This window comes from Klebsiella sp. KTE92, from assembly GCF_000398905.1.
Lineage (GTDB): Bacteria > Pseudomonadota > Gammaproteobacteria > Enterobacterales > Enterobacteriaceae > Klebsiella > Klebsiella variicola.
The window spans coordinates 4903499-4922893 of sequence record NZ_KB976100.1 but is presented as its reverse complement, the minus strand read 5'-3'; the positions used below and the strand labels follow the sequence as shown (position 1 = coordinate 4922893).

Genomic DNA, 19395 nt, shown 5'->3' with positions numbered 1-19395 from the left:
GTTAATCATGGTTAGGCTTGAAAAAAACGATCCGCTGATGCTGGCGCGTCAATTACCCATCAAATCCGTGGCGTTGATCCTCGCGGGCGGGCGTGGCACCCGGCTCAAGGATCTCACCATTAAGCGTGCGAAACCTGCCGTTCACTTCGGCGGCAAGTTCCGTATTATCGATTTCGCATTATCTAACTGCATTAACTCAGGGATCCGCCGTATCGGCGTCATCACCCAGTATCAGTCGCACACGCTGGTGCAGCATATCCAGCGCGGCTGGTCGTTCTTCAGCGAAGAGATGAATGAGTTTGTCGATCTGCTGCCAGCCCAGCAGCGCGTGCACGGCGAAAACTGGTATCGCGGCACGGCGGACGCAGTGACGCAGAACCTGGACATCATCCGCCGCTACAAAGCGGAGTACGTGGTGATCCTCGCGGGCGATCATATTTATAAGCAGGATTACTCGCGCATGCTGATTGACCATGTCGAAAAAGGGGCGCGTTGCACCGTGGCCTGCATGCCGGTGCCCATTGAAGAGGCATCCGCCTTCGGCGTCATGGCGGTCGATGAAAACGAAAAAATCATTGAATTCGTCGAGAAACCCGCTAACCCGCCGGCGATGCCAACCGACCCGACCAAATCACTGGCCAGTATGGGCATTTATATCTTTGACGCCGCCTATCTTTATGAGCTGCTGGAAGAAGACGATCGCAACGAAAACTCCAGCCACGATTTCGGCAAAGATATCATTCCGAAGATCACCGAAGCTGGCATGGCTTATGCACATCCTTTCCCGCTCTCCTGCGTGCAGTCTGACCCGAACGCTGAGCCGTACTGGCGCGATGTGGGAACGCTGGAGGCCTACTGGAAGGCCAACCTCGATCTGGCGTCAGTCACGCCGGAACTGGATATGTACGACCAGAACTGGCCGATCCGCACCCATATGGAATCGCTGCCGCCGGCGAAGTTCGTCCAGGACCGCTCCGGTAGCCACGGCATGACCCTGAACTCGCTGGTTTCCGGCGGCTGCATTATCTCCGGGTCGGTGGTGGTGCAGTCGGTGCTGTTCCCGCGCGTGCGGGTGAACTCATTCTGTAACATTGATTCGGCAGTCTTGTTGCCAGATGTCTGGGTGGGGCGCTCATGCCGCCTGCGTCGCTGCGTGATTGACCGCGCCTGCGTCATCCCGGAAGGTATGGTGATTGGTGAGAACGCGGAAGAGGATGCACGCCGCTTCTATCGCTCAGAGGAAGGTATCGTGCTGGTGACCCGCGACATGCTGCGGAAATTGGGGCACAAACAGGAGCGCTAATGCAGGTCTTACATGTATGTTCTGAGATGTTCCCGCTGTTAAAGACGGGCGGTCTGGCGGACGTCATCGGCGCACTGCCGGCGGCGCAAATTGCGGAGGGTATCGACACCCGCGTGCTGTTGCCGGCGTTTCCCGATATCCGCCGCGGCGTGGTGGATGCCCAGGTGGTAACCCGCCGCGATACCTTCGCCGGGCGGATCACGCTGCTGTACGGCCACTTTAACGGCGTGGGGATCTACCTGATAGACGCCCCGCATCTCTATGACCGGCCGGGGAGCCCATACCACGATACCAACCAGCACGCTTATACCGACAACGTCCTGCGCTTTGCGCTGCTGGGCTGGGTGGGAAGCGAAATGGCCAGCGGACTGGATCCGTTCTGGCGCCCGGATGTGGTGCATGCCCATGACTGGCACGCCGGCCTGACGCCGGCCTACCTGGCGGCGCGCGGACGCCCGGCTAAATCGGTCTTTACCGTGCACAACCTGGCCTACCAGGGGATGTTTTACTCCTGGCATATGAATGATATCGAGCTGCCGTGGTCGTTTTACAACATGCATGGCCTCGAGTTTAACGGTCAGATCTCGTTTCTGAAGGCCGGTCTTTACTACGCCGACCATATTACGGCGGTAAGCCCGACCTACGCGCGCGAGATCACCGAACCGCAATACGCCTACGGCATGGAAGGGCTGCTGCGCCAGCGCCATCATGAAGGACGGCTGTCGGGGATCCTCAACGGCGTTGACGACGGTATCTGGAGTCCGCAAAACGATCTGCTGCTGCCGATGCGCTACGATCGCGACACGCTGGAGGAGAAGGCGGAGAACAAGCGTCAGCTGCAGATTGCGATGGGCCTGAAGGTCGATGACAAAGCGCCGCTGTTTGCCGTGGTCAGCCGCCTGACCAGCCAGAAAGGGCTGGATCTGGTGCTCGAAGCGCTGCCGGGTCTGCTTGAGCAGGGCGGCCAGCTGGCGCTGCTGGGCGCCGGCGATCCGGTGCTGCAGGAAGGTTTCCTCGCCGCCGCCGCCGAACATCCGGGCAAAGTGGGGGTGCAGATTGGCTACCATGAGGCCTTCTCCCATCGCATTATGGGCGGCGCCGACGTCATTCTGGTGCCGAGCCGCTTTGAACCGTGCGGCTTAACTCAGCTGTATGGTCTGAAGTACGGCACGCTGCCGCTGGTGCGCCGCACCGGGGGGCTGGCGGACACGGTCTCTGACAGTTCGCTGGAGAACCTTGCCGATGGTCTGGCGACAGGGTTTGTCTTTGAGGACAGCAATGCGCTGTCATTGCTGCGCGCTATCCGTCGCGCCTTTGTTCTCTGGTCGCGCCCGTCGCTCTGGCGCTATGTGCAGCGTCAGGCGATGAATATGGATTTTAGCTGGCAGGTTGCCGCGAACTCCTATCGCGAACTTTATCAACGCTTGATGTAACCACTGGAGTCATTGTTATGAATGTACCCTTTAGCTATGCATCACCGACGCTGAGCGTTGAGGCGTTAAAGCACTCTATTGCCTATAAGCTGATGTTTATCATCGGTAAAGATCCGGCCATCGCCAACAAGCATGAATGGCTTAACGCCACGCTGTTTGCCGTCCGCGATCGCATGGTGGAGCGCTGGCTGCGCTCCAACCGCGCGCAGCTCTCGCAGGAAGTGCGCCAGGTATACTATCTGTCGATGGAGTTCCTGATTGGCCGTACCCTCTCTAACGCGCTGCTGTCGCTGGGCATTTATGACGATGTGAGCAGCGCACTGGCGGAGATGGGGCTCGATCTGGAAGAGCTGATCGATGAAGAGAATGACCCCGGTCTTGGCAACGGCGGTCTGGGCCGTCTGGCGGCCTGCTTCCTGGATTCCCTGGCGGCGCTGGGTCTGCCGGGACGCGGTTACGGGATCCGCTACGACTACGGGATGTTTAAACAGAATATCGTCGATGGCCGACAAAAAGAGTCCCCTGACTACTGGCTGGAGTACGGTAACCCGTGGGAGTTTGAGCGCCACAACACCCGCTACAAAGTGCGTTTCGGCGGCCGCATTCAGCAGGAAGGAAAGAAAACCCGCTGGATTGAGACGGAAGAGATTATTGCGGAAGCCTACGACCAGATCATCCCCGGCTTTGACACCGACGCCACCAACACGCTGCGTCTGTGGAGCGCGCAGGCCAGTAGCGAAATTAACCTTGGTAAATTCAACCAGGGCGACTACTTCGCTGCGGTAGAGGATAAAAACCACTCCGAAAACGTCTCCCGCGTGCTCTATCCGGATGACTCGACCTACTCCGGACGCGAGCTGCGTCTGCGCCAGGAGTATTTCCTCGTGTCGGCGACGGTACAGGATATTTTGAGCCGCCATTACATGTTGCATAAGACCTTTGACAACCTGGCGGACAAGATTGCCATTCACCTCAATGACACCCACCCGGTGCTGTCAATACCGGAGCTGATGCGCCTGCTTATCGACGAACATAAATTCAGCTGGGACGAGGCGTTCGAGGTGACCTGTCAGGTCTTCTCCTATACCAACCATACGCTGATGAGCGAGGCGCTTGAGACCTGGCCGGTGGATATGCTGGGCAAAATTCTGCCGCGCCATCTGCAGATTATCTTCGAGATTAACGATTACTTCCTCAAGACCCTGCAGGAGCAGTATCCCAATGATACCGCGCTGCTCAGCCGAACCTCGATTATCGACGAGTCCAACGGCCGTCGCGTGCGGATGGCCTGGCTGGCGGTGGTGGTCAGCCACAAGGTCAACGGCGTGTCGGAGCTGCATTCGCGGCTGATGGTGGAGTCGCTGTTTGCCGAATTCGCTAAAATCTTCCCGATGCGCTTTACCAACGTCACCAACGGCGTCACGCCGCGCCGCTGGCTGGCGCTGGCCAACCCGCCGTTGTCGAAAGTGTTGGATGAGCATATCGGCCGCACCTGGCGGACCGATCTGAGCCAGCTTGACGAGCTGAAGCAGCATATCGACTATCCGACGGTCAATCAGGCGGTGCGTCAGGCTAAACTGGAAAACAAACAGCGGCTGGCCAGCTATATTGCGCAGCAGCTTAATGTGGTGGTGAATCCGAAGGCGTTGTTTGATGTGCAGATCAAACGCATCCATGAGTACAAACGCCAGCTGATGAATGTGCTGCACGTCATTACCCGCTATAACCGGATCAAAGCCGATCCGCAGGCGGAGTGGGTGCCGCGAGTGAACATTTTCGCCGGTAAGGCGGCCTCGGCTTACTACATGGCCAAGCATATTATTCACCTGATCAACGATGTGGCCGCGGTGATCAATAACGATCCGCAGATTGGCGACAAGCTGAAGGTGGTCTTTATCCCCAACTACAGCGTCAGCCTGGCGCAGCTGATTATTCCGGCGGCAGACCTGTCGGAACAGATCTCCCTCGCAGGCACTGAAGCTTCCGGCACCAGCAATATGAAGTTTGCCCTTAACGGAGCGCTGACTATCGGCACCCTCGACGGGGCGAACGTGGAGATGCAGGAGCACGTGGGCGAAGAGAATATCTTTATCTTCGGCAACACCGCGGAAGAGGTGGAGGAGCTACGTCGCAGCGGCTATAAACCACGCGAATACTACGAGCAGGATGAAGAGCTTCACCAGGCGCTGACGCAGATCGGTACCGGCGTGTTCAGCCCGGCGGAACCGGGGCGCTACCGCGACCTGCTGGATTCGCTGATTAACTTTGGCGACCACTACCAGGTGCTGGCGGACTATCGCAGCTATGTGGACTGTCAGGATCGCGTCGACGAGCTGTATCAACATCCGGAAGAGTGGGCCTATAAGGCGATGCTGAATATTGCCAACATGGGCTACTTCTCCTCTGACCGGACGATCCAGGAGTACGCGAAATATATCTGGCATATCGACCCGGTAAGGCTGTAAGCCAGTCAATGCAACTCAACGGGGCCATTTGGCCCCGTTTCTGTCTGTGCGGAGAACGTTTTATTCGGAAAAGTGCCGGGGAGGATTCAGGCTATTGCGGGAATATACTATTGACGTGAATTCGCCAGCAGTACGATAAATGCTCAATAAGTTTACGTTCATAGCCTAATGGCTATAATATGGATGATAGCCTTTAGGCTATGAGGGATCGCCTATGTGGGATGTAGAAACGACGGATACGTTTGATGCCTGGTTCGAATTACAAAGTAGAGCTTTAAAAGAGGATATGTTGGCCACGATGCTCATCTTGTCTGAGTTTGGTCCGCAGCTTGGGCGCCCGTATGTTGATACGGTGAAAGATTCAACGTTTCAGAATATGAAAGAACTCCGGGTTCAGCATCATGGGCTCCCCATCCGCGCCTTTTTTGCTTTTGATCCTCTGCGGAAAGCTATCGTTTTATGTGCGAGCAATAAGGATGGCATGAATGAGAAACGTTTTTACAAAGAGATGATTACTCTGGCTGACAGAGAATTCAGCCAACACCTGACTAAGGAGCGATAATGGCCACGCTAAAAGAACTCATGGCGAAACAGAGTCCTGAAAGCCAGCAGCGTATTGCAGCGAAAGCGGCAGAGATACGCCAGTCTGTCGCTTTAAACTTGCTTCGAGAAGAGTTGCAAATGTCGCAAACAGAGATGGCTGCGGCTATGGGGGTAAAGCAGCCAACGATCGCTAAAATGGAACAGGCTGATAACGATCCGCGGCTTTCGACCCTAAAACGCTACATTGCGGCATTGGGGGGAGAACTCAGTATAAATGTCACGTTGCCGACTGGAAAAAAAGTCTCGTTTAATTTGTGAACAGGTATCCGGGCCAAGCGCAAGCCATAGCCCGGGTATTTCTCTCCTGGCGCCACGCGATGTCAGGACGCTAACGACAGTTCAGACTTTCCCGCATGCTGCGCCAGCCATTCGCTGATGCGCGCTTGCTGCTCGCCATTCAGCCACATGCCCTGTTTGGTACGACGCCAGATGGCGTCATCCAGGCTGCGCACCCATTCGTGCTCAACCAGATACTTCAGCTCGGCTTCATAAAACTCATGGCCGAAATCTTCCCCCAGATCGCTCAGGGCGCTGGCTTCCTTCAGGATCCACTCGCTATTGCTCCCGTAGGTGCGGGCATAATGGCGGGCCAGTGATTCGCTGATGAACGGGAAGCGACGGCGTAGTTTTGCTGCATAGTCGTCGCGGTCGCCGCCGATATCGCCGCCGGGGAGCACCGCGGTTTTGGTCCATGCCGGGCCGATTCCTTTGTAATAGGGAGTCAGTTTTTCCAGCGCATGCTCGGCCAGCTTGCGATAGGTGGTCAGCTTCCCGCCGAAGACGGAGAGCAGCGGCGCCTGGCCGTTCTCATCGTGAATATCCAGCGTGTAGTCGCGGGTGATCGCCTGCGGCGAATCCGACTCGTCATCACACAGCGGACGGACGCCGGAGTAGGTCCAGACGATATCGTCCCGGCTGAGAGTCTTTTTAAAGTGCGCGTTATAGACGTTCAGCAGGTAATTAATCTCTTTATCATCAATGGCTACCGCTTTCGGATCGCCCTTATACTCGACGTCCGTCGTGCCGATGATGGAGAACTCATCCATCCACGGGATAACAAACACAATACGTTTATCTTCGTTTTGCAGAATATAGGCCTGCTTCTGAGTATGCACTCGCGGCACCACGATGTGGCTGCCCTTGATCAGGCGGATACCGTAAGGCGAGCGCAGATGCATCCCTTCGTCGAAGAACTGTTTGACCCATGGACCGGTGGCATTGACCAGACCGCGCGCCTTCCAGGTAAACTTCTCGCCGCTATCGATATCTTCCGCTTCCACCACCCACAGGCCATTCTCTCGTTTTGCCGAGATGGCGCGAGTGCGGGTCCGCACTTCGCCGCCTTTGCGGACAACCATCTGCGCGTTGGCCAGCACCAGGCGGGCATCGTCGACCCAGCAGTCGGAATATTCGAAACCGCGCACAATTTCCGGCTTAAGTACCGATTCTGCGCCAAAACGCAAGCCGGTGGAGCCCGGCAGGCTGGTGCGTTTGCCCAGATGATCGTACATAAACAAGCCGATACGGATCATCCATGCCGGACGCAGATGCGGACGATGCGGGAGACGAAAGCGCATCGGGAAGGCGATATGCGGAGCCATTTTTAACAGCACTTCACGCTCGGCCAGCGCTTCGCTGACCAGGCGGAACTCATAGTGTTCGAGGTAGCGTAGCCCGCCGTGGATAAGTTTGGAACTGGCGCTGGAGGTAGCGCAGGCGAGATCGCGCGCTTCCAGCATCAGTACGGATAAACCCCGCCCGGCGGCATCTGCCGCGATACCGGCACCGTTGATGCCTCCGCCTATCACAATCAGATCTTTGGTTTCCACGTTCTTACCCTCTCACACTTTCGTTTAAGCTCACAAATGCTCGATATCGCTCACTATAGCAAACAAACGCGCTTTTGGTAACATCAAAAAAACATTTTGGAGTGATGGGTGTAACATATTGGCGTTTCTTTACCGCCTGACGGTACACTACAGGGTAAAATTGGGCCGGCCATCGCCCGTCATGACGAGAAAGAGAAGAGAACCATGGAACAGTTTGAATGTATCAACGTTGAAGAAGCGCACCAGAAGCTGCATCAGCAGACGGCGGTGCTGGTGGATATCCGCGATCCGCAAAGCTATGCGATGGGCCATACGCCGGGCGCGTTTCATCTGACCAACGATACGCTGGGCGCGTTTATGCGTGACCACGACTTTGACACGGCGGTGATGGTGATGTGCTATCACGGCAACAGCAGCAAGGGCGCCGCGCAGTATCTGCTGCAGCAGGGGTTTGATAAGGTCTACAGCGTTGATGGCGGGTTCGACGCCTGGCATCGCCATTTCCCGGCGGAAGTGGCGCACGGGACGTTTTAACGGCTGGCAGGTATACTATCCCCCTTTGTGTGGAATAAGCGATTCGCTGCATGTTAATGATTACCTCTTTTGCCAATCCACGGGTGGCCCAGGCGTTTGTCGATTATATGGCGACGCAGGGGATTATCCTGACCATTCAGCAGCACGCCCAGAGCGACGTCTGGCTGGCTGATGAGAGTCAGGCCGGGCGTGTCAGGGCTGAGCTGGCCCGCTTCCTTGAGAACCCGGCGGATCCGCGTTATCTGGCGGCGAGCTGGCAGTCCGGACAGACCAATAGCGGGTTGCGCTATCAGCGCTTTCCTTTCTTTGCCACGCTGCGGCATAACGCCGGCCCGTTCACCTGGGCGATTCTGCTCATCTGCATCGCGGTGTTTATCCTGCAAAATCTGCTGGGCGATCAGCCGGTGATGATTTGGCTGGCCTGGCCCTACGATCCTTCGCTGCAGTTTGAAGCCTGGCGCTATTTCAGCCATGCTTTCATGCATTTCTCGCTGATGCATATTCTCTTCAACCTGCTATGGTGGTGGTATCTCGGCGGCGCGGTGGAAAAACGCATCGGCAGCGGCAAACTGGTGGTGATCACCGTTATCAGCGCCCTGTTGAGCGGCTTCGTGCAGCATCAGTTTAGCGGCCCGTGGTTTGGCGGCTTATCGGGCGTGGTCTATGCGCTGATGGGCTACGTCTGGCTGCGGGGCGAGCGCGATCCGCAGAGCGGTATTTATCTGCAGCGCGGGTTGATACTCTTTTCTTTAGTGTGGTTAATTGCTGGCTGGTTTGACGTTTTCGGCATGGCGATCGCTAACGGCGCGCATGTGGCTGGTCTGGCGACCGGCCTGGCGATGGCGTTTGTTGATACCTTACATGGGCGAAAACGCGCATAAAGACTTACCGACAGGGGTCGGGTAGGCGACATTTTTCCAGGGATATTTCATGAAACAAACACAACGTCATGACGCGATTATCGAGCTGGTAAAAAAACAGGGTTACGTCAGCACGGAAGAGCTGGTTGAGCAGTTCGCGGTCAGCCCGCAGACCATCCGCCGCGACCTGAATGATTTAGCCGAACAGAAAATGATCCTCCGCCATCACGGCGGCGCGGCGCTGCCCTCCAGCTCGGTGAACACCTCCTGGCACGATCGCAAAGCGACCCAGACGGCGGAAAAAGAGCGTATCGCCCGGCGGGTAGCCAGCGAGATCCCCGACGGGGCGACGCTGTTTATTGATATCGGCACCACGCCGGAAGCGGTGGCGCACGCCCTGCTCGATCACCACGATTTGCGCATTGTCACCAATAACCTGAACGTGGCCAACACGCTGATGGTTAAAGAGGACTTCCGCATTATTCTCGCCGGTGGTGAACTGCGTAGTCGCGACGGCGGGATCATTGGGGAAGCGACCCTGGATTTTATCTCGCAGTTCCGTCTCGACTTCGGCATTCTTGGCATCAGCGGCGTCGACAGCGATGGCTCGCTGCTGGAGTTTGATTATCATGAAGTGCGCACCAAGCGCGCGATCATTGAGAATTCACGCCACGTGATGCTGGTGGTGGATCATACCAAGTTTGGCCGCAATGCGATGGTCAATATGGGTAGTATCAGTATGGTTGATGCGGTCTATACCGACGTGCTGCCGCCGGCGGGCGTGCTGAAGGTCATCACCGATAACAACCTCCAGCTGGAGCTGTGCTAAACGGCAACGGCGTCGTCAGACGCCGTATCCCATCATTTTGAGTAACTGCTGAGCATGCTGCACCGCGTCCTGCCGGTGGGCGACGCCCAGTTTCTGATACAGGTTGCGAATGTGGGTCTTGATGGTGGTGGCCGCCACGTCAAGCTCGCCGGCAATCTGCTCGTTGCTGTAACCGGAATAGATTAAGCCAAGCACCTGCCATTCGCGCTGGGTCAGCGGGCTGGTGCGGATAAGCTCCGGCACCTCCGGGTGATTCAGCAGCCGCTCGACGAACCCTTCGTCAAAGTGGGCGAATTTGTGGCGATGATGCTGGTTGATGTCGCGCAGAATACGCTGGGCACGGTGTTGCTCCAGCTCCGGCAGAGTGTTTAGCTGGATCAGCTGGCGCAGCTGCTGAGCCATCGCCTCGCCTTCAATCACAAAGTGGTTGATAAAGCCGGTGCGGTTGGCGAGCGTCAGGGCTTCGAGCAAGGCTTTCTGCGCTTCGCTCTTGCGTCCTGCCTGCCAGTACAGTTGGTTGAGCAGCAGCAGGTTGCGGTTGAGATCGCTCATCAAACGCAGCGAACGCGCATTTTCGTTCAGCTCTTCCAGCACCATTTCCGCCGGTTCGAAATCGCCCAGCAGGATCTGCGCCCGGGCAATGTTGCGCCACTGGCTCTGCAGGAAGTGGTTGTTGGCGAATTCCGGCTTCGGCGTCTGGCGCAGCCAGTTGGCCGCCGCGGTTTTATCGCCGGTCATCTGCCAGTAGATCACCCGCACCTTATCGGCGTTGGAGACCCAGTCGCTGTGATAGTGACCGTTACCGAGCAGGTTTTCCAGCCGGTTCAGGTGGCTACGGGCATTATCGAGATCGCCGCGCGCCAGCGAGCACTGGACCATCAGCGCCAGACACTGCAGCTGCTGCTGCGGCTGATAAGTTGAGAGAACGTCCATTCCCTGGCGGGCGCAGGCTTCAGCTTCGTCGAGGCGCGCCCATGCCCACAGCAGCTGAGAACGGATGCGCAGCAGGAACTCATGCATCGGCAACTGCTCAAGGTGCTGTTCACGCACCAGCTGGAAGGCTTTCTCCTGGCTCTCCCAGGCAGCCTGCAGGAAGCCCTGGGCAAAGAGAATTTCACTTTGCTGAATAATGCTCCACAGCGCGTAATGCCACACGTCGTGACGGCGGGCCATCTGTTCGGTCTGCTGCATCACGGCGAGGGATTTGGTCAGTTTCCCCTTGCAATGGAGGACTTCGCCATGCACCGAGGTGGCGACGATGCGGCTGTAATAGTTGGCCAGCGGCAGCTCTTCCAGGGCCACCATCGACAGACGTTCCGCTTCGTCCTGGTCGCCGTCGTTAATCGCTACCTGTGCGCGCAGCGCGTTGAAATCGCCATGCATCGCGGTGTCCATTTCCACACTCATCTCCTGCTCGGCGCGCGCCAGCAGGGTGTTGACTTCGCTGTAACGATGCTGGCTCTGCATCAGCCAGGCCTGCAGCAGGATCAGGCGCGGATTTTCCAGCAGATTTGACCAGGGCAGCGCCGACAGCGACTGCTCCAGCAGCCCCAGTTCGCTATGGTTAAACATGCCCCAGGCGTGGTTGAGTAAGATATCGCGCAGCATTTTGGCATCGCCAGCGGCCAGCGCATGATGAATGGCCTCGCTGGGGAACCCTTGCGCCATCCAGCTTTCCGCCGCAGCGCGGTGGATCTCCGGCAGTTCAACCGCCAGCTCCCACTGACAACGCTGGCGCAGGAAGCTGCCAAACAGCGGGTGATAGCGGAACCATTCACCGGAATCATCCATCCGCTGCAGGAATAGCCCCTGGCGTTCGATCTCCTCCAGCTGCATCTGGCCATTCTCTTCGCCGGTGACGCGCACGATTAACGCGTCGTTCATCGAGCGCAGCAGAGAACTCTTCAGCAAAAAGTTACGCGTGCGGGCGTCGACGTTATCCAGTACTTCATCCACCAGATAATCCGACAGATGGCTGGCGTTAATCCCGGCGAGGCGGCGGGCGGAGTGTTGGGCGGAAGAGTTATTCTGGCGGGCGGAGAGGGCGATAAGCTGCAGCGCGGTGGCCCACCCGGCGACATCGTCGCACAGCCGGCTGCTGTCGTCGGCTTCGATTGGCGACGTCAGACGGCAGTCGAAAAATTGTTTCGCTTCCTGGTGGGTAAAGGCCAGCTGCTGGCTGCCAATCTCCAGAAGCTGATCGCGGACGCGCAGGTTGGCAATGCCCAGCTGCGGCAGGTTACGCGACAGCACCACCAGGGTCATATTCTCCGGCTGATGGCGCAGGAAAAAGCGCATCGCGTCATGGATCACCGGATTATTGATCAGATGGTAATCGTCAATGACGAGATACAGCGGGCGCTGCCAGTCGGCAAGTTCAATAAACAGCTGCGCAAAAAGAGAGGAGAGGCTGGCGTACTGGCGCTTTTGCACCATCGCTTCACTGGCCGCGCAGTGGTTGCCGGTGGCCTGCTGGATCGCCGCGATCAGATAGCTGGCAAAACGCTCCTGCTGATTGTCGCCTTCGTCCAGCGAAAACCACCCGAGATCGTTTTTACCCGCGGCCCACTGAGAAATGAGCGTTGTTTTACCGTACCCGGCAGGGCTGGTGATCAGCACGAGACGATAATTGTTCGCGCCGGAAAGTTTCGCCAGTAAACGCTCACGAACCACAGTGTGTTCAAGGCGGACCGGACGACTTAATTTGGACGGAATCAACATAGTTCTACATTTCGCTGTGCAAGAGAGAGGTTGCGATTTTTTTTGCGCTTCGTAATTAATATCTAATAAGGTCGGTGATTATGAAATTTATTGCAAGTTATGTCCGAACTTTATGCTCTTGAATTTGCTCTATGTCACAAATTTTGACATTGGTTGAGAATGGGGAAAAATCGCAGGCAGAACTCGCCGCCAGCGGTTTTCAGGCGGCGGCTGGCGGAGCGGGGAGAGATTTATTTTATGTGAAGAGTAGTTGTTTGTTTTTATTAAATTATTGTCAGTGATTTCTTAGAAGTAATCTTTTTTGCGGATCAATGTGATGAAATGTGCTTATTTCTCCAGAGCTCTCTATTTATTTTTTTAATAACCTGGCGAGAGGCGGAAAGATTTTTAGCGCGTATTGGCCTGTAACAAATTTTTTCCCTGCGGACGTAACCTCTCGATTGTCATATCGCGGTGATTTTTACAGCATATTTTTGCCTTCTCACCCACACTATAGTGTCCAGGATCACACTTTTCGCTCATCCCCGCCACTCCTCCCTGTCTAATCCCCGTCGGGATGAGGACGATGAATCGGGAGGTCGGCACACTAGCGCCATCGTTTTAGTAAAGGACCCGGATCTCATTATGTCACAGACTTCATTTAACAAAGCTCAGTTTCAGGCTGCACTGACGCGTCAGTGGCAGCATTTTGGTTTACAGTCCGCTTCCGAGATGACACAGCGTCAATGGTGGCGCGCGGTCAGCGGAGCGCTGGCGGAACTTCTGGCGGCGCAGCCGGTAGCGAAACCGGCGCAAGGACAGCGTCACGTTAACTACATCTCGATGGAGTTTCTGATTGGTCGCCTGACCGGCAACAACCTGCTCAACCTGGGCTGGTACGAGGGCGTCAGCGACGCACTGAAAGGCTACGACGTCAACCTCACCGATCTGCTGGAAGAAGAGACAGACCCGGCGCTGGGTAACGGCGGCCTGGGACGTCTGGCAGCCTGCTTCCTCGACTCCATGGCGACGGTGGGGCAGTCGGCGACCGGTTACGGCCTCAACTATCAGTATGGTCTGTTCCGCCAGTCCTTTGACGATGGCCAGCAGATGGAAGCCCCGGACGACTGGGGGCGTAACAGCTACCCGTGGTTCCGCCATAACGAGGCGCTGGATGTCCAGGTCGGCATCGGCGGGAAAGTCAGCAAAAACGGCGAATGGCAGCCGGCGTTCGTCATTACCGGCGAAGCCTGGGACCTGCCGGTGCTTGGCTATCGCAACAACGTCGCCCAGCCGCTGCGTCTGTGGCAGGCCAAACACGCTCATCCGTTCAACCTGACCAAATTCAACGATGGCGATTTCCTGCGCGCCGAGCAGCAGGGCATCGACGCGGAAAAACTGACCAAGGTGCTGTACCCGAACGACAACCATCAGGCCGGTAAAAAACTGCGCCTGATGCAGCAGTACTTCCAGTGCGCCTGCTCAGTGGCCGATATCCTGCGTCGTCATCATCTGGCAGGCCGCAAGCTGGCCGAGCTGGCGGATTACGAAGTGATCCAGCTGAACGATACGCACCCGACCATCGCCATTCCGGAGCTGCTGCGCGTGCTGATCGACGAGCACCAGCTGAGCTGGGACGACGCCTGGGCGATCACCAGTAAAACCTTTGCTTACACCAACCACACCCTGATGCCGGAAGCGCTGGAGTGCTGGGATGAGAAGCTGGTGAAAGCGCTGCTGCCGCGCCATATGCAGATCATTAAAGAAATCAACGACCGCTTTAAACAGCTGGTGGACAAAACCTGGCCGGGCGATAAGCAGGTCTGGGCGAAGCTGGCGGTGGTGCATGACAAGCAGGTTCGGATGGCCAACATGTGCGTGGTGGGCGGCTTTGCTGTCAACGGCGTGGCGGCGCTGCACTCGGACCTGGTGGTAAAAGATTTGTTCCCGGAATATAACCAGCTGTGGCCGAACAAATTCCATAACGTGACCAACGGCATCACGCCGCGCCGCTGGATCAAGCAGTGCAACCCGGCGCTGGCCTCGCTGCTGGATGAGACGCTGAAAAAAGAGTGGGCCAATGACCTCGACCAGCTGATCAATCTGGAAAAATACGCTGACGATGCGGCATTCCGTCAGACCTATCGCGATATCAAGCAGGCCAACAAAGTTCATCTGGCCGAGTTTGTGAAGCAGCGTACCGGGATTGAGATCAACCCGCAGGCGATTTTCGATATTCAGATCAAACGCCTGCACGAGTACAAGCGTCAGCACCTTAACCTGCTGCATATTCTTGCGCTGTACAAAGAGATCCGCGAAAACCCGCAGGCGGACCGCGTGCCGCGCGTCTTCCTGTTCGGCGCGAAAGCGGCGCCGGGCTACTATCTGGCGAAAAACATTATTTTTGCCATCAATAAGGTAGCGGAAGCGATCAACAATGACCCGAAAGTCGGCGATAAGCTGAAGGTGGTCTTCCTGCCGGACTATTGTGTATCGGCAGCGGAAAAACTGATCCCGGCGGCGGATATCTCCGAGCAGATCTCCACCGCGGGTAAAGAAGCCTCTGGCACCGGCAACATGAAGCTGGCGCTGAACGGCGCGCTGACCGTCGGGACGCTGGATGGCGCTAACGTGGAAATCGCTGAGCAGGTGGGCGAGGAAAACATCTTTATCTTCGGCCACACGGTTGAAGAGGTGAAAGCCCTGAAAGCGAAAGGCTACGATCCGCTGAAATGGCGTAAAAAAGACAAGCTGCTCGATGCGGTGCTTAAGGAGCTGGAGAACGGCACCTACAGCAACGGCGACAAGCATGCCTTCGATCAGATGCTGCACAGCCTGCTGCAGGGCGGCGATCCGTACCTGGTGCTGGCCGATTTCGAAGCCTACGTAGCGGCGCAAAAACGGGTAGATGAGCTGTATCGCGACGAGGAGGCCTGGACCCGCGCGGCTATCCTCAACACCGCGCGCTGCGGCATGTTCAGCTCCGACCGCTCGATCCGCGATTATCAGCAACGTATCTGGCAGGCGAAACGCTAAAGGAAGGCCTATGGAGAGTAAACGCCTCGATAATGCCGCGCTGGCGGCGGGCATCAGCCCCAGCTATATCAACGCGCACGGTAAGCCGCAGTCTATCGCGGCTGTCACCAAACAGCGCCTGCTGGATGCGATGCATCGCTCTACCGCCGCCACGAAAGTGGCGGTTAACCCGCTGCCGAACGTGAAAATTTTCACCCACGGCAAAAAAATGTCGCTGCCGGTGGCAGGACGCGGTGAGTATCAGTGGATCCTGACCACTGAGGACGGTAAGCAGTATCAAGGGAAAACCCGCGGCGGCGAGACGCTGCCGCTGCCGGCTAAACTGCCGGAGGGGTACCACTCCCTGACGCTCATCCAGGAGGGAGAGCGTTGGCACTGCCGGACCATTGTCGCGCCGGCGCGCTGCTACGAACCGCAGCCGCTGAAAGAGGGGAAAAAGCTGTGGGGCACCTGCGTGCAGCTTTATACCCTGCGCTCGGAGAAAAACTGGGGGATCGGCGATTTTGGCGATCTGCGGGCCATGTTGCCGGAAATCGCCCGCCGCGGCGGGTCGTTTATTGGCCTTAACCCGATACATGCTCTCTATCCGGCGAACCCGGAGAGCGCCAGTCCGTATAGCCCGTCTTCACGTCGCTGGCTGAACGTCATCTACATCGACGTTAATGCGGTTGAAGATTTCCAGCGTAGCGAAGAGGCGCAGGCGTGGTGGCAGTCCGCAGCGACCCAGCAGGCCTTGCAGGCGGCGCGGCAAACGGATGATGTCGACTATACCGCGGTCACCACGCTGAAAATGACCGCGCTGCGTATGGCGTGGAAACGATTCTCTCGTCGTGAAGATGAGCAGATGACAGCGTTCCGCGAGTTTGTTCTGCGCGAAGGGGAAAGCCTCTACTGGCAGGCCGCTTTCGATGCGCTTCACGCCTGGCAGGTACAACAGGACCCGCTGCGCTGGGGCTGGCCGGCCTGGCCGAAGGCCTTTCAGGATATCGACAGCCCGGAGGTGAAAGCCTTCTGCATTGAGCATGAGGACGACGTCAGTTTCTATCTCTGGCTGCAGTGGCTGGCCTGGAGCCAGTTCGCCGCCTGCTGGGAAACCAGCCAGCGCGACGGGATGCCGATTGGCCTCTACCGCGATCTGGCGGTGGGCGTCGCCGAAGGCGGGTCGGAGACCTGGTGCGACCGTGAGCTGTACTGCCTGAAAGCGTCCGTGGGCGCGCCGCCGGATATTCTGGGCCCGCTGGGCCAGAACTGGGGCCTGCCGCCGATGGATCCGCATATTATTGCCGCTCGCGCCTATGAGCCGTTTATTGATCTGCTGCGCGCCAATATGCAGAACTGCGGCGCGCTGCGCATCGATCACGTGATGTCGGTGCTGCGTTTGTGGTGGATCCCCTATGGTGAAACCGCCGACCATGGCGCTTACGTTCAGTATCCCGTCGACGATCTGCTGTCGCTCCTGGCCCTGGAAAGCCAGCGTCATCGCTGCATGGTGATCGGTGAAGATCTGGGCACGGTACCGGTGGAGATTGTCAGCAAGTTACGCAATAGCGGCGTCTATTCTTATAAGGTGCTCTATTTTGAGAGTGATGCAGAGAAAACGTTCCGCGCGCCGGCGCTGTACCCGGAGCAATCAATGGCTGTGGCGACAACGCACGACCTGCCCACCCTCCGCGGCTACTGGGAAAGCGGCGATCTGACGTTAGGTAAAGCGCTGGGGCTCTATCCCGACGAGGTGGTGCTGCGCGGACTGTACCAGGACCGCGAGCTGGCGAAGCAAGGGCTGCTGGATGCGTTGCATAAGTACGGCTGTCTGCCCAAACGTGCCGGGCATAAGGCCTCGTTGATGAGCATGACCGGGATCCTCAACCGGGGGATGCAGCGTTACATTGCCGACAGTAACAGTGCGCTACTGGGCCTGCAGCCGGAAGACTGGCTGGAGATGGCGTCGCCGGTTAACATTCCGGGCACCAGCACTGAGTACCCGAACTGGCGCCGGAAGCTGTCCGTCACCCTGGAGCAGATGTTTGCCGATGAACAGGTCAATAAGCTGATTAAGGATCTGGATAAACGGCGCAAGGCGGCGAGCAAGAAAGCCGCCGCCAGATGACTTCCCGCCGCGTCGTTTGCTGCGCGGCGATGAGCATGTCCGATAAAAAAGGGCGGTCCGCATAATGCGGACCGCCCTTTTTCTGTGCGGGAGTCTCCTTACACCACCATCCCCAGCAGCAGACAGCCTACCAGACCGCATACTGAGATAATGGTTTCCAGCACCGACCAGGACCTGATGGTCTCGCCGATGGTCAGGTTAAAGTACTCTTTGAACAGCCAGAAACCCGGATCGTTGACGTGAGAGAAGATAACGCTGCCGGAGCCAACGGCGATAACCATCAGTTCCGGGCTGACGCCGGTGGTGGCGATCAGCGGCGCGGCAATCCCGCCTGCGGTGATGGCGGCAACGGTCGCCGAACCCAGCGCGATACGCAGCACTGCGGCGATTGACCACGCCATAAACAGCGGAGACATGTTCGATTCGTGCATGATAGAGGCGATGTATTTATCCATGCCGCTATCCACCAGCACCTGCTTGAAGGCGCCGCCACCGCCGATGATCAACAGCATCATGGCGATGATTTTAATAGAAGAAGTCAGGGTATCGTTGATCTGCTCCATGGAGCGGCCGCGGTTCAAACCGAAGGTGAACAGGGCGATCAGTACCGCAATCAGGGTGGCCATCACCGGGTCGCCGAAGAACTCAGCAATCGGCAGGAAGGCGTGGCCCTTCGGCAGGATCATCTCGGCCACGGCGCGCATCGCCATCAGGATCACCGGTACCAGCGAGGTCCAGACGCTGACGCCAAAGCCAGGCATCTCTTCTTCAGTGAATACTTTCGGGTTATGCAGGCCTTCCGGGATCGGCTTATCAATGCCTTTCAGGAAGCGCGCAAACACCGGCCCTGCCAGGATAACCGTCGGGATAGCCAGAATGGTGCCGTAGAGCAGCGTTTTGCCCATATCGGCATGGAAGATGGTGGCAATCGCGGTCGGACCCGGATGCGGCGGCAGGAAGCCGTGGGTGACAGAGAGCGCGGCGGCCATCGGGACACCGACGTACAGCAGCGGGATGCGGGCCGAGGCGGCGATGGTAAATACCAGCGGCAGCATCAGCACGAAGCCTACTTCATAGAACAGCGCGAAGCCGACGGTGAAGCCGGTCAGGACCACGGCCCACTGAATATGCTTCTTACCGAACTTATTGATAAGGGTAGTGGCGATACGCTGGGCGCCGCCGCAGTCTGCCAGCAGTTTACCGAGCATAGCGCCGAAGCCCATGATCAGCGCGAGGCTGCCAAGGGTGCCGCCAACGCCGTTCTTGATAGAGACGATCACTTTATCCAGCGGCATACCCTGCATTAATCCGACGGCGAGCGCCACCAGAACCAGCGCAATGAAGCCGTTCATTTTGAAACGGATCATTAACAGCAATAACAGGGCAACCCCGATAGCAACGATGATTAATGGCATGATTTACCTGGCCTTAATTTGTTATGGGTAACGTCAAAGATTCAACCTGTAAGACATCTGCCCCATGTGGGAGCAAAATAGTCTGGCACCGTAAATACTTGCATTATCCTTACCCAGAGAAAGGATAGCTGGCTATTTTTTTGCCGGTGGTGCCTGAAGTGGATGATACGGGTAACATGTGAGGGTTGAGAATCACCTGACGGGGGAAAATGTTAAATATGAGACTTAAGTCATACTCTTTCCCCGGTTTTTGCCGGTCATTTAGCGGGAGATGTTGCGCG

Annotated in this window: 14 protein-coding genes; 11 read left to right on the top strand and 3 right to left on the bottom strand. The window is 57.2% G+C overall.

Annotation, left to right across the window (positions count from 1 at the left end; translation table 11 throughout):
• Nucleotides 1–7 precede the first annotated feature (7 nt).
• The 5 genes from glgC to A1WC_RS02465 all read left to right on the top strand — a co-directional run bounded on the left by glgC (nt 8) and on the right by A1WC_RS02465 (nt 6062).
• Nucleotides 8–1303: a glucose-1-phosphate adenylyltransferase gene (gene glgC, locus A1WC_RS02445; RefSeq protein ID WP_008806989.1), complete on the top strand. Its 1296-nt coding sequence runs from the start codon at nt 8–10 to the stop codon at nt 1301–1303.
• Nucleotides 1303–2736, top strand: coding sequence for a glycogen synthase GlgA (gene glgA / locus A1WC_RS02450; protein ID WP_004202133.1), 1434 nt, complete (start codon nt 1303–1305; stop codon nt 2734–2736). Before glgC ends, glgA begins: the two co-directional genes overlap by 1 nt.
• Before the next feature lie 17 nt (nt 2737–2753).
• Nucleotides 2754–5201 (top strand): glycogen phosphorylase, encoded by a 2448-nt coding sequence (gene glgP, locus A1WC_RS02455; protein WP_008806990.1) that lies wholly within the window; start codon nt 2754–2756, stop codon nt 5199–5201.
• Nucleotides 5202–5415: 214 nt separating this feature from the next.
• A complete protein-coding gene (locus A1WC_RS02460) occupies nt 5416–5763 on the top strand; it encodes a type II toxin-antitoxin system RelE/ParE family toxin (RefSeq protein WP_016161909.1) in 348 nt (115 codons plus the stop codon).
• The gene (locus A1WC_RS02465) at nt 5763–6062 is read left to right on the top strand and encodes a helix-turn-helix domain-containing protein (protein WP_008806992.1); all 300 of its coding nucleotides are present in this window, start codon (nt 5763–5765) and stop codon (nt 6060–6062) included. Before A1WC_RS02460 ends, A1WC_RS02465 begins: the two co-directional genes overlap by 1 nt.
• Before the next feature lie 62 nt (nt 6063–6124).
• Here the strand turns inward: A1WC_RS02465 and glpD are convergent, their stop codons facing one another.
• The gene (gene glpD / locus A1WC_RS02470; protein WP_004202136.1) at nt 6125–7633 is read right to left on the bottom strand and encodes a glycerol-3-phosphate dehydrogenase; all 1509 of its coding nucleotides are present in this window, start codon (nt 7631–7633) and stop codon (nt 6125–6127) included.
• Nucleotides 7634–7837: 204 nt separating this feature from the next.
• Here glpD and glpE point away from each other — a divergent pair, with 204 nt between their 5' ends.
• Genes glpE through A1WC_RS02485 form a run of 3 tightly spaced genes read left to right on the top strand, consistent with a single transcriptional unit; the run spans nt 7838 to nt 9856 of the window.
• On the top strand, nt 7838–8167 hold the full coding sequence (gene glpE / locus A1WC_RS02475) for a thiosulfate sulfurtransferase GlpE (RefSeq protein ID WP_004202138.1): 330 nt from the start codon (nt 7838–7840) through the stop codon (nt 8165–8167).
• Nucleotides 8168–8217: 50 nt separating this feature from the next.
• Nucleotides 8218–9048, top strand: coding sequence for a rhomboid family intramembrane serine protease GlpG (glpG, locus tag A1WC_RS02480; RefSeq protein WP_008806994.1), 831 nt, complete (start codon nt 8218–8220; stop codon nt 9046–9048).
• A 49-nt stretch (nt 9049–9097) separates the two neighbouring features.
• Nucleotides 9098–9856 (top strand): DeoR/GlpR family transcriptional regulator, encoded by a 759-nt coding sequence (locus tag A1WC_RS02485; RefSeq protein WP_008806995.1) that lies wholly within the window; start codon nt 9098–9100, stop codon nt 9854–9856.
• A gap of 15 nt (nt 9857–9871) precedes the next feature.
• Here the strand turns inward: A1WC_RS02485 and malT are convergent, their stop codons facing one another.
• The gene (gene malT / locus A1WC_RS02490; RefSeq protein WP_008806996.1) at nt 9872–12577 is read right to left on the bottom strand and encodes an HTH-type transcriptional regulator MalT; all 2706 of its coding nucleotides are present in this window, start codon (nt 12575–12577) and stop codon (nt 9872–9874) included.
• 131 nt (nt 12578–12708) lie between these two features.
• Between malT and A1WC_RS28110 the strand changes: the two genes are divergently transcribed.
• The 3 genes from A1WC_RS28110 (at nt 12709) to malQ (ending at nt 17699) form a co-directional block, all read left to right on the top strand.
• Entirely contained in the window at nt 12709–12858 is a 150-nt protein-coding gene (locus A1WC_RS28110) for a hypothetical protein (RefSeq protein WP_012540400.1), read from the top strand.
• Between the two features lie 343 nt (nt 12859–13201).
• Entirely contained in the window at nt 13202–15592 is a 2391-nt protein-coding gene (gene malP, locus A1WC_RS02495) for a maltodextrin phosphorylase (protein WP_016161908.1), read from the top strand.
• A gap of 10 nt (nt 15593–15602) precedes the next feature.
• Entirely contained in the window at nt 15603–17699 is a 2097-nt protein-coding gene (gene malQ, locus A1WC_RS02500; RefSeq protein WP_016161907.1) for a 4-alpha-glucanotransferase, read from the top strand.
• 98 nt (nt 17700–17797) lie between these two features.
• Here malQ and gntT read toward each other — a convergent pair whose 3' ends face one another.
• A complete protein-coding gene (gntT, locus tag A1WC_RS02505) occupies nt 17798–19114 on the bottom strand; it encodes a gluconate transporter (protein ID WP_008806999.1) in 1317 nt (438 codons plus the stop codon).
• Nucleotides 19115–19395: the final 281 nt, after the last annotated feature.